Genomic DNA, 9,461 nt, shown 5'->3' on the forward strand with positions numbered 1-9,461 from the left:
TTTTGTCTACACCCTCTTAGTGGCTTGCCAAATCATCTGCCAAATACTTTCAGCCAGCGGTCGTGGGTCTTTTGCCACGCCCGCATCGCCTTCCAAAATATTTGCAAGCACTGCTGGACCGAAATCTCGTTTCTCGTCGAAATAGATGATTTGTTGTTCTAAAAGCGACGCTTTTACATTGATGTAATAGAATCTTTCGCCGTTTGAAGTGATGGCTACACGCGCCCCAATAGCTGCCGCAGAAAACAAGCCTTGCTCAGCGGCACGCAGCACGGCTTTCTCATCCAGAAGCTTCGTAGGGGCTTTGTCTTCACCGATAGCCACAGGAATCAAGCCCTCGGAGGTTCGACGCACATACAGGCGGTCCGGTCGTGCAGCAGATGGCTTTTTAGGGGCTTTGTAAAGACTAAATGGAAAGTCGATAGCGTCTGGTATCGTGATATCCACACCCACCCGTTTAAGTGCGGTGACGCTGGTCCCACCGATAAAAAATACTTCAAACGCCCCAAACCGTTCGCCTGCAAATCGGCCGCTGGAAAAATACCCTCTCGCGACCAGTTCTTCGTTTGCCATGTTCCGCTAACCCCAAGGGCTCATATTCAAACGGGCAAGCATATCATCAGGTGCCTTTCGCTGTGATGGTAATCCCTCGGAATATCTGTTTACCGTATCATGATTCGGTTGCGCCGCGGGAAGTTGCTGGGCTGTGGTTCAGCGTCCAGCGGGAACTCGGAAATCACCGCGCCACCTTGCGCCGCCATCTGCGCGGCGAGCGCACGATGCTGCTGTGGATAAAGTTTTTCAAGCCCGGTGCCCAGCACACCGATTGTATGCCCACCGACATCCAGTGCGCCCTGATGCGCGGCTCCGTCAATGCCACGCGCCAGACCGCTGGTGATCACAAAACCGGCACCCGCCAGGCTGCGCGCAAAAGCTCTGGCGGTGTCCAGCCCGGGTCTGGAAGCGCGACGACTGCCGACCATTCCCAACTGCGGACGCTCGAGGATTGAAGGGTCGCCGGCAATGAAGATCAGCGGCGGAGGGTCGGCGATTTCGGCCAGCAGTGCGGGGTAGCAAGGGTCGTCCCACATCAGCAAATGCTGGGCCGGACGCTCCAGCCAGGTCAATGCAGCACTGGCACCGTCCCTGACGGAAGGGGCTCGACGCGCCTCGGCGCAGGCACCTGGAATACCCAGCGCACGCCATGCACTGGCCGGTGCGCTCAGCGCAGACGACGCAGAACCGAAGGCTTCGATCAGCCTGGAAAAGCGTTTCGGTCCGATCTCGGGCAAGCGATGCATGCGCAGACGGGCTTCCAGCTCTGCTGGCGAAGAGAGGGCATTTTCGAACAGTGGCATGAGATCGTCCCTGATCCATTGTGCATCTCAGACGATGCACAAACCTGTGGATAACTCTGTTGACAACAATTTGATAAGTGTCTGGCTCGTCACACAAATCCGTAGCAGAACTGAAACATACCTTTAAGGATTTCGAACCTTGTCCATGATGGCCAAAGATCGGTTGGCTTGCAGGACCAAGGCGTAACTAAGCTTGTCGTACGTACGGAAAACCATGAGCAGGCCAGACCGTTCGTCAGGGATTTTTACCTGTTCACCGGTGATCCGGTCGCGCACTGTCTCGCTGGTTTTGTAGATCGCCAGCACGTTGCCCTCGGCCAGGTCGTCACGTTTGCCTTTGTTGAGGGTGACCACATCCAGCACGCTGACCTGGGTCACCCCGCGTGGCACATCCAGAATCAAACCTTCTATCGGCGTTTGCGGGGCGCTGGGCAGGAAAGTCGAGTTGATCGCTCGCTCTTCGCTGCTGAACAATCGGTCGCCCAGGCGCACTTCCTGCGTAGAGCGCTGCAGAACCAGAGTCGAGACGTCGCCCTCGGAGGCAACCACCTCAGCGCTGCCGATGTCATCCGCGTTGATCCCCAGCACTTCCTTGGTCTGTGGGTCGGTGTAGGTCTTGCCCTGTCGGAAAATGCCGTAGACGGTGTGCGCCGGGTCCAGCGTGCCCCGTGCATAGGCCCGGTCACCGCTGCCGCTGAGCACGCGCTCGGCATTGCCCGCGACGATGTAGGGGGCCTTTTCGAACTGCTCGGCATTGTCGACGATGCGATTGCTGATCAGGAATGCGTTGATCGCCCCCAGCGGAATGCTCGGAATGGCCTCGACCATCGGCGTACTGCGCACACGCGGTGACAATTTGATGGTCCCGCGCGACTCGCCCCGATTGAGCGTCACACGCGGCTGACCATCGACCCAGGTCAGCGCGAGGGTGTCACCGGGGTAAATCAGATCAGGGTCGTGGGCTTGCGGATTGGCCCGCCATATCTCGCGCCATTTCCACGGTTCACGCAAAAACTTGCCGGAAATGTCCCAGAGTGTGTCCCCGGCGACAACGGTGTAGCTCTGCGAATAGCCTTCCCTGAGTTGCACTTGCGCCTGAGCAAGACCGCTGGCGGTCAACAGCAGCAGGGCGAGTAGTGATTTCCTCATGCGGTGAATCCCTTTATCATGTTGCCTCACGCGAACCCTAGAGTCCTGTCCTGGGCTGCCTGCCTTGAACTCCCGGGCCCGGCACCCAACATTGACTTTACCTTAACAGTGCAGCTCTTACGTATATGGCCATTCTAAACATCCTCGAATTTCCCGATTCGCGCCTGCGCACCATCGCCAAACCTGTGGCGATGGTAGACGAAGGCATTCGCCAGTTGGTCGACGACATGTTTGAAACCATGTACGAAGCGCCCGGCATCGGGCTGGCAGCCACGCAGGTCAATGTCCACAAGCGTGTGGTTGTCATGGACCTGAGCGAAGACCGCAGCGAACCGATGGTCTTCATCAACCCTGAAATCGAAAAACTGACCGATGAAATGGATCAGTATCAGGAAGGCTGCCTGTCGGTACCCGGTTTCTACGAGAACGTCGACCGCCCGCAAAAGGTCCGTGTCAAGGCGCTGGACCGTGACGGCAAGCCTTACGAACTGGTTGCCGAAGGCCTGCTCGCCATCTGCATCCAGCATGAGTGCGATCACCTGAACGGCAAGCTGTTCGTTGATTACCTCTCTAACCTCAAGCGCGACCGGATCAAGAAAAAACTCGAGAAACAGCACAAGCTGAACGCTTGATCCTTCGTCCCTCCAAAAGGCCTGCACAAGGCCTTTTTGTTTTTTAGAACGAGAAGCCCATGACTGAGCCACTGCGCATCGTCTTCGCCGGCACCCCGGAATTTGCCGCCGAACACCTCAAGGCCCTGCTAGACAGCCCTTACCAGATCGTCGCCGTGTACACCCAGCCTGATCGCCCGGCCGGTCGTGGACAAAAGCTGATGCCCAGCCCGGTCAAGCAACTGGCACTGCAGCATGACATCCCGGTCATGCAGCCGCCCACGCTACGCGCCCCTGACGCGCAGGCCGAACTGGCCGCGCTCAAGCCTGATTTGATGGTGGTGGTCGCCTACGGCTTGATCCTGCCGCAAGTGGTGCTGGATATTCCGCGTCTGGGCTGCATCAACAGCCATGCCTCACTGCTGCCACGCTGGCGCGGAGCTGCGCCGATTCAGCGCGCGGTGCAGGCCGGCGACGCCGAAAGCGGCGTGACCGTGATGCAAATGGAAGCTGGTCTGGACACCGGGCCGATGCTGCTCAAGGCTGTCACCCCGATCACCGCACAGGACACCGGTGGCACGCTGCATGACCGTCTTGCCGAACTCGGCCCACCAGCGGTGTTGCAGGCCATTGCAGGGCTGGCGGATGGTTCGCTGGTCGGCGAGGTTCAGGACGATAGCCTGGCCAATTACGCTCATAAATTGAACAAGGATGAGGCGCGTCTCGACTGGACACGTCCGGCCGATGAGCTGGAACGTCTTATCCGCGCCTTCAACCCGTGGCCGATCTGCCACAGCACGTTGAACGAAGAAACCCTGAAAGTGCTGGCAGCCGATCTGGCCGAAGGGCAGGGCGTACCGGGAACTGTCCTCAGCGCCAGCAAGGACGGCCTGATCGTCGCCTGCGGCCAGAACGCCCTGCGCCTGACCCGTCTGCAACTGCCGGGTGGCAAGCCGCTGAATTTTGCTGATCTGTTCAACAGCCGTCGCGAGAAATTCGCCATCGGCACGGTGCTGGGCCAATGAACCCGCGTCTGGCCGCCGCCAAGGCATTGGCTGCTGTGCTCAGCGGCAAGGCGTCGCTGAACAGTTCGCTGCCCACACAACTGGACAAGGTCGAGGTGCGTGATCGCGGTCTGACTCAGGATCTGGCGTTCGGCACCGCACGCTGGCAGCCACGCCTGTCGGCACTGGCAGCCAAACTGTTGCAAAAACCCTTCAAGGCCGCTGATGCCGACGTCGAAGCGTTGCTGCTGGTAGGGCTTTACCAGCTGTTTTACAGCCGAATTCCTGCGCATGCGGCCATTGGTGAAACCGTTGGCTGCGCTGACAAGCTGAAAAAGCCGTGGGCCAAAGGCTTGCTCAACGCCGTGCTGCGCAATGCGCAACGTGACGGCGAGGCGCTGCTGATCGATCTGGAACACGACCCGGTGGTGCGCACCGCCCACCCGCGCTGGCTGCAAAAAGCCCTGAAAGCGGCATGGCCGGAGCAATGGGAAGCAATCTGCGCGGCCAACAATGCGCATCCGCCGATGATTTTGCGGGTCAACCGTCGGCATAACAGCCGCGACCAGTACCTTGAGCTGCTGAACACTGCCGGGCTGCAAGCCAGCGCGTGCACCTTCAGTCAGGACGGCATCGTACTGGCCGAGCCCTGCGACGTGCGCTCGCTGCCGGGCTTTGCCGAAGGCTGGATCAGCGTTCAGGACGAAGCCGCGCAACTGGCCGCCGACCTGCTGGAGCTCGCGCCCGGGCAACGCGTACTCGACGCCTGTTGCGCGCCAGGTGGCAAGACCTGCCATTTGCTGGAAGTGCAGCCGCAATTGAGCGGCGTAGTCGCGGTGGACCTCGAAGCCAAGCGCCTGGTGCGCGTGCGTGAAAACCTTGATCGTCTGGGTCTGGACGCCGAGCTGATCGCTGCCGACGCCCGCGAGACGGCGCAGTGGTGGGACGGCAAGCCGTTCCAGCGCATCCTGCTCGACGCGCCGTGCTCGGCGACAGGTGTAATCCGTCGCCACCCGGACATCAAGCTGACCCGCCAACTGGATGACATCGCCGCGCTCGCCAGCCTGCAGGGCGAATTGCTCGACGCGCTGTGGCCTACGCTGCAGGTAGGCGGCATGCTGGTTTACGCGACCTGTTCGACACTACCGACTGAAAATACCGACGTCATCGAGGCGTTTCTGGCCCGCACCTCCGGGGCCAGAGAACTGGATATCGCCGGACAGGCCGGACAGCCACCCGCAGGTATCAAGCAAGCCCATGGTCGCCAGCTGCTGGCCCAGCAAGGCGGCCACGACGGTTTCTACTACGCCAAACTGATCAAGATCGCGGATCAAGGTCGAGGCGGCGCTGGAGTAAGCAGGTGAAAATCATCATTCTGGGTGCAGGTCAGGTAGGCGGTACGCTGGCCGAGCATCTGGCGGGCGAAGCCAACGACATCACCGTGGTCGACACTGACGGCGACCGGTTGCGCGATCTAGGCGACCGCCTGGACATCCGTACCGTGCAGGGCAAGGGCTCCTATCCGGCAGTGCTGCGCCAAGCGGGTGCGGACGACGCCGACATGCTGGTTGCGGTGACCAGCAGCGACGAAGCCAACATGATCGCCTGCCAGGTGGCCCACACGCTGTTCCACACGCCGACCAAGATCGCGCGCATCCGCGAAGCGGCGTACCTGACACGCGCGGGCCTGTTCGATAAAAACGCGATCCCGGTCGACGTGTTGATCAGCCCGGAACAGGTGGTTACCAATTACATCAAGCGTCTGATCGAGTACCCCGGCGCGCTACAGGTCATCGATTTCGCTGAAGGCAAGGCACAACTGGTCGCGGTCAAAGCCTATTACGGCGGTGCCTTGGTGGGCCAGCAGCTGCGCCAGTTACGTGCGCACATGCCCAATGTCGACACCCGTATCGCGGCGATCTATCGGCGCGACCGGGCGATCCTGCCCCACGGCGATACGGTCATCGAAGCCGACGACGAGGTGTTCTTCATCGCCGCCAAGGCCGATATTCGTGCGGTGATGGGTGAGCTGAGGCGTCTGGACGAGAACTACAAGCGCATCGTCATCGCAGGCGGTGGCAACATCGGCGAGCGTCTGGCTGAAGCCATTGAAAGCCGCTATCAGGTAAAGATCATCGAAGTGAACCCGGCGCGCTGCCGCTATCTGTCGGAGCATCTGGACAGTACGGTGGTGCTACAGGGCAGCTCATCGGACCGTGATTTGCTGATGGAAGAAAACATCAACAATACCGACCTGTTCCTGGCGCTGACCAACGACGATGAAGCCAACATCATGTCGTCGCTGCTGGCCAAACGGCTGGGCGCACGCAAGGTGATGACCCTGATCAACAACCCGGCCTACGTCGATCTGGTCCAGGGCGGCGAGATTGATGTGGCGGTCAGCCCGCAACTGGCAACCATCGGCACGCTGCTGGCTCATGTGCGACGGGGCGATATCGTCAGCGTGCACTCGTTACGGCGCGGTGCAGCCGAAGCCATCGAGATCGTGGCGCACGGCGACCCGAAATCCAGCAAAGTGGTCGGTCGCGCCATCAAGGACATCAACCTGCCGACCGGCACGGCAATCGGTGCGATCATCCGCGACGAACAAGTGCTCATCGCCCACGACATCACCGTTATCGAATCCGGTGACCATGTGATCATGTTCCTTGTGGATAAAAAGTGCATCCGTGAAGTGGAGCGGCTGTTTCAGGTGGGGTTGAGCTTTTTCTGAACAGGCCCTGAACAGCCTGCTCCCTGACTGAACCTCTTGCCGACCTGTCTGGTCGGCAACGCTCGTCGACTCGGACGAATTCTCTCTAATCACACATACGCGCGCTATGCCTTTGACGGGCGTTACCAGAGAGAACATAAGCAATGCCTGAATCCAAAGTTCCCCTTCAAGGCTCACAAACCGACGGCACACCTGCGGGCGGCTGGCCTGCGCTCAGTGCGGTCAACAAGCACCTGTTGCACCAGCATGTGCTGATCAAGGGCAACCGCACGCTGCTGTCCATGAACAAGCCTGGCGGCTTCGATTGCCCCAGTTGCTCCTGGCCGGACCCGAAGAAGCCGCATACCTTTGAATACTGCGAGAACGGTGCCAAGGCACTGGCTTGGGAATCGACTAAAAAACGCGTGACGCCTGAGTTTTTCGCCCGGCATACGGTCAGCGAACTGGCGACCTGGAGCGATCACGAGCTGGAAGCAGAAGGCCGTATTACCGAGCCGATGCGCTACGACGCAGCCACTGACAAATACCTGCCCGTCACCTGGGACGAGGCGTTCGCCGAGATCGGCGCAGAGCTGCGCGGCCTGAGCGATCCGTGGAAGCTGGAGCTATACACCTCCGGGCGCACGTCGAACGAAGCCGCCTTTCTGTATCAGCTGTTCGGTCGGCTGTACGGCATGGCCAACTTCCCTGACTGCTCGAACATGTGCCATGAAACCACCACTGCGGCGCTGCCCGAGTCGATCGGGGTCGGCAAGGGCACCACGACGCTGGAAGATTTCGAGAACGCCGACGCGATTTTCATCATTGGTCAGAACCCTGGAAGCAACAGCCCGCGCATGATGTCCGAACTGCACGCGGCCGCAAAACGGGGTGCCAGTATCATCTCGTTCAACCCGCTGCGGGAAAGGGCGCTGGTACGTTTTGCGGCGCCGCAGGACCCGCGCGACATGCTCAGTCTGCATGGGGTGGAAATCAGCTCGCAGTACCATCAGGTGAGAATCGGCGGCGACATGATCGCCCTGCAAGGCGTTTGCAAGGCCGTGATCGAAGCCGACGACGTGGCGCAGCGTGAAAACCTGCCGCGCGTCCTTGATGTGGCGTTCATTGAAGAACACACCCATGGCTTTGAGCAGTACGCCGACTATTGCCGACAGTTGCCGTGGGACATCATCGAGCGCCATTCGGGTCTGACGCGTCAGGCCATCGAAGAGGTGGCTGCGGTTTATAAGCGCTCGAAGGGGGTCATCTGCTGCTGGGGCATGGGCATCACTCAGCACAAGCGTGGCGGTGATGCGATGCAGCAGATCATCAACCTGCTGCTATTGCGCGGCAACATCGGCAAGCTCGGTGCGGGGGCTTGCCCGGTGCGTGGGCATTCCAACGTACAGGGCGACAGGACGATGGGCATCTATGAAAAGGCCGGCGAACCGTTTCTGGCCAGCATGAGCAAAGTGTTCGGTTTCGAGGCGTCCAGAAAAAAAGGCCATGCCGTGGCCCAGACCTGCGAAGCCCTGTTGCGTGGCGAGGTGGAAGCCCTTATTTCCATGGGCGGTAATTTATTCCGCGCCATTCCGGACACCGATGCGATCTGCCCGACCGTCAGCCGTTTGAAAATGACGGTGCTGGTCAACACCAAACTCAACCGCAGCGCGACGGTGCATGGACAGAAGGCCTTTCTGCTGCCATGCGTGGCGCGTTCGGAACGCGACCTGCAGAACGGCGTGGCGCAGACCATTACGGTGGAGGACGCGATGTCGATGGTGCACGGCTCGACCGGCATGCTCGAGCCTGCGTCGAAGCATCTGATTTCCGAAGTCGCCATCATCGCCGGTATCGCCAAAGCGACGCTCGCGCCCAATCCCAAGGTGGACTGGGACAGCTATGTGGGCGACTACGCCAGGATTCGCGACAAGATCGAAGAAGTGTTGCCCGAGCAGTTTTATGACTTCAATCAGCGCATCCTAGAACCCGGAGGTTTTCGATTGCCCAATGCCGCCAGTGAGCGCAAGTGGGACACCGAGTCGGGCAAGGCCAACTTTCTCTTTCCTGAAGGCGTCTACGACGAAGACGACACGCCGCCGGGCGCGGAGCATTTGCAGTTGATGACGATCCGCAGCCATGACCAGTTCAATACCACGGTGTATTCCAATGATGACCGTTATCGGGATATCTACGGCGACCGCATGGTGGTGATGCTCAACCCACAGGACATCGAACGCCTGGGGCTGAAGGCCGGGGACTACATTGAGTTTCAGACAGCGCTCGACCCGACCACGACGCGGCGTGCAGCGGGTTTCAAAGTCATCCCCTACGACGTGCCGCAAGGCTGCTGCGCAGCCTACTACCCGGAAACCAACGGGCTGCTGCCACTGGCCAACCGGGATAAGCACGGCAACACCCCTGCGGCCAAATCCATCCCGGTGAACCTGGTGCGGATGAGTTCGGAGGGGACGCAAGTGGCACTGGAACGGCGCGGGTTGATTGCTGCGGCCAGTTGAGGGAAACACTATCGTGCGGCGCTCCGCGTCGCATGCAGTTCTGGACGCTCCGCTTCCGATCTTGAATGCGCGGCGAGGCGCAGATCTGTGACGCGGAGCGTCACGCA

7 protein-coding genes and 1 pseudogene are annotated in these 9,461 nt (G+C 60.1%); 5 read left to right on the forward strand and 3 right to left on the reverse strand.

Annotation, left to right across the window (positions count from 1 at the left end; all coding sequences use genetic code 11):
* Positions 1–6: 6 nt before the first annotated feature.
* The 3 genes and pseudogenes from ALO64_RS07330 to ALO64_RS07340 all read right to left on the reverse strand — a co-directional run bounded on the left by ALO64_RS07330 (position 7) and on the right by ALO64_RS07340 (position 2,507).
* Complete coding sequence (locus tag ALO64_RS07330; RefSeq protein ID WP_044344974.1) at positions 7–573, reverse strand: hypothetical protein; 567 nt, start codon at positions 571–573, stop codon at positions 7–9.
* A 98-nt stretch (positions 574–671) separates the two neighbouring features.
* A pseudogene (locus ALO64_RS07335) lies at positions 672–1,358 on the reverse strand (DNA-processing protein DprA); the annotation flags it as partial.
* Positions 1,359–1,481: 123 nt separating this feature from the next.
* Complete coding sequence (locus ALO64_RS07340) at positions 1,482–2,507, reverse strand: LysM peptidoglycan-binding domain-containing protein (protein WP_044344973.1); 1,026 nt, start codon at positions 2,505–2,507, stop codon at positions 1,482–1,484.
* A 125-nt stretch (positions 2,508–2,632) separates the two neighbouring features.
* Here ALO64_RS07340 and def point away from each other — a divergent pair, with 125 nt between their 5' ends.
* The 5 genes from def (at position 2,633) to ALO64_RS07365 (ending at position 9,354) form a co-directional block, all read left to right on the forward strand.
* Positions 2,633–3,139 (forward strand): peptide deformylase, encoded by a 507-nt coding sequence (gene def, locus ALO64_RS07345; RefSeq protein WP_005732754.1) that lies wholly within the window; start codon positions 2,633–2,635, stop codon positions 3,137–3,139.
* A 59-nt stretch (positions 3,140–3,198) separates the two neighbouring features.
* Entirely contained in the window at positions 3,199–4,143 is a 945-nt protein-coding gene (fmt, locus tag ALO64_RS07350; protein ID WP_002551332.1) for a methionyl-tRNA formyltransferase, read from the forward strand.
* Positions 4,140–5,486 (forward strand): 16S rRNA (cytosine(967)-C(5))-methyltransferase RsmB, encoded by a 1,347-nt coding sequence (gene rsmB / locus ALO64_RS07355; protein WP_044344972.1) that lies wholly within the window; start codon positions 4,140–4,142, stop codon positions 5,484–5,486. Before fmt ends, rsmB begins: the two co-directional genes overlap by 4 nt.
* On the forward strand, positions 5,483–6,856 hold the full coding sequence (gene trkA, locus ALO64_RS07360) for a Trk system potassium transporter TrkA (RefSeq protein WP_005732751.1): 1,374 nt from the start codon (positions 5,483–5,485) through the stop codon (positions 6,854–6,856). Before rsmB ends, trkA begins: the two co-directional genes overlap by 4 nt.
* A 143-nt stretch (positions 6,857–6,999) precedes the next feature.
* Positions 7,000–9,354 carry an FdhF/YdeP family oxidoreductase gene (locus ALO64_RS07365; RefSeq protein WP_044344971.1) on the forward strand — a complete coding sequence of 785 codons (2,355 nt, stop codon included), beginning with the start codon at positions 7,000–7,002 and terminating at the stop codon, positions 9,352–9,354.
* Positions 9,355–9,461: the final 107 nt, after the last annotated feature.

Source organism: Pseudomonas meliae (assembly GCF_001400515.1).
Lineage (GTDB): Bacteria > Pseudomonadota > Gammaproteobacteria > Pseudomonadales > Pseudomonadaceae > Aquipseudomonas > Aquipseudomonas amygdali.